1 protein-coding gene and 2 pseudogenes are annotated in these 1,432 nt (G+C 32.1%); all 3 read right to left on the bottom strand.

Annotated features, from left to right (window positions below):
- A pseudogene (locus HMPREF3247_RS02630) lies at positions 1–172 on the bottom strand (serine protease); the annotation flags it as partial.
- Between the two features lie 150 nt (positions 173–322).
- Positions 323–1,039: a serine protease SplE gene (gene splE, locus HMPREF3247_RS02625; RefSeq protein ID WP_001038757.1), complete on the bottom strand. Its 717-nt coding sequence runs from the start codon at positions 1,037–1,039 to the stop codon at positions 323–325.
- A 157-nt stretch (positions 1,040–1,196) separates the two neighbouring features.
- A pseudogene (gene splD / locus HMPREF3247_RS02620) lies at positions 1,197–1,432 on the bottom strand (serine protease SplD); the annotation flags it as partial.

The following is a 1,432-nucleotide window of genomic DNA, read 5'->3' as shown; positions in this document are numbered from 1 at the left end:
CCATCCATGTAACACCACTGTATGGTGCAACATTTGTATTTGTAATTTGTTTAACAGTATTTTCGGCTTTGGCTGTTTGTTGAATACCTTCAACCACTGTTGTGCCGACACCAGTTATTGATGTTAAAATCGTCAATGCCGCAATACTTTTGATGATTATATTTTTATTCATTTTTCTGCTCCTCTAAGTATTTGTATAATTATAATGTTAGCTTTTTGAAGTTTTATTTTTTTTAATCATTTCGAATAAATAGAATCACAGAGATGATTTGAATTGTTGAGTTTGTTGTTAATTTTTAAAATCATTTATCTATGTAAGGATTTATTTATCTGTGTTATCTGCAATGAATTTCTTAATTTCAGGAGAGAAATAAACACCATATCCTTTTGTACTTTTATTTCCAGGGCCGTTTCCACCAAAGTGAACACCTACAACTTCGTATTTACTGTTAAATACAGCTGAACCTGAGTTGCCTGGTTCTACGAAAGCATCAGTAATAATCATGTTGCCTTTAACTGACAGCACTTTTCCTGTTGATTCATACATTTGAAATTTATTTATATATGGTTCTGGATAGCCAACAATTGAAATGCGTTCATTTTCTTTCGCTTCTGATGCTATTTTTAAAATGCCTGTGTAATCTTTAAAATTCCTGTTTTTTGGATGAACAGCTTTATCTTCCACATGTAGAATGGCAATATCTTCTTGACCTGAAAAACGGACAATTTTTTTAACTTTATAAAATCCGCCATTATTATATTCACCATTCGGATGCGCAATAATATGTGCGCCAATTTCCATACCTGCAACGACATGCTTGTTGGTAACAATTGTATTTTTACCGACAATGAATCCTGTTCCAGATCCTATCGAAACGATACCATTGTATGGTGCTACATTAGTATTTTTGATTAGTTTCACATTATGTTCAGCTTTAGCCGTTTGTTGAATACCCTCAACCACTGTTGTGCCGACGCCAGTCACTGATGTTAAAATCGTCAATGCTGCAATACTTTTGATGATTATATTTTTATTCATTTTTGTGCTCCTCTAAGTATTCGTATAAATATAAGGTTAGGTTTTTGAAGTTTTATTTTTTAAATCATTTCGAATAAATAGAATCACAGAGATGTTTAAAATTGTTGATTTTGTTGTTAATTTCTAAAAATCATTTATCAATGTATGGATGGATGATTTATTTATCTAAATTATCTGCAATAAATTTCTTAATTTCAGGAGAGAAATAAACAGCAAATGACCTCGTACTTTCACCTGTTGGTTTATCACTAGCATACATAACACCAATTGCTTCTCGCTTACTATTTAATATAGGTGAACCAGAGCTGCCAGGTTGGACAACCGCATCAGATGTCACTATATTTCCATTCACTGATAGCACTTTACCAGTTGATTCATACATTTGTAGTTTAT

Source organism: Staphylococcus sp. HMSC36A10, assembly GCF_001838845.1.
In the GTDB taxonomy this organism is placed as follows: Bacteria; Bacillota; Bacilli; order Staphylococcales; family Staphylococcaceae; genus Staphylococcus; species Staphylococcus aureus.
The sequence above is the reverse complement of the archived record's forward strand: the minus strand, read 5'-3'. Positions and strand labels throughout refer to the sequence as shown.

Coding starts and splice junctions, on each gene's coding strand:
- splE (WP_001038757.1), bottom strand. CDS start 1,039: ATGAATAAAAATATAATCATCAAAAGTATTGCAGCATTGACGATTTTA.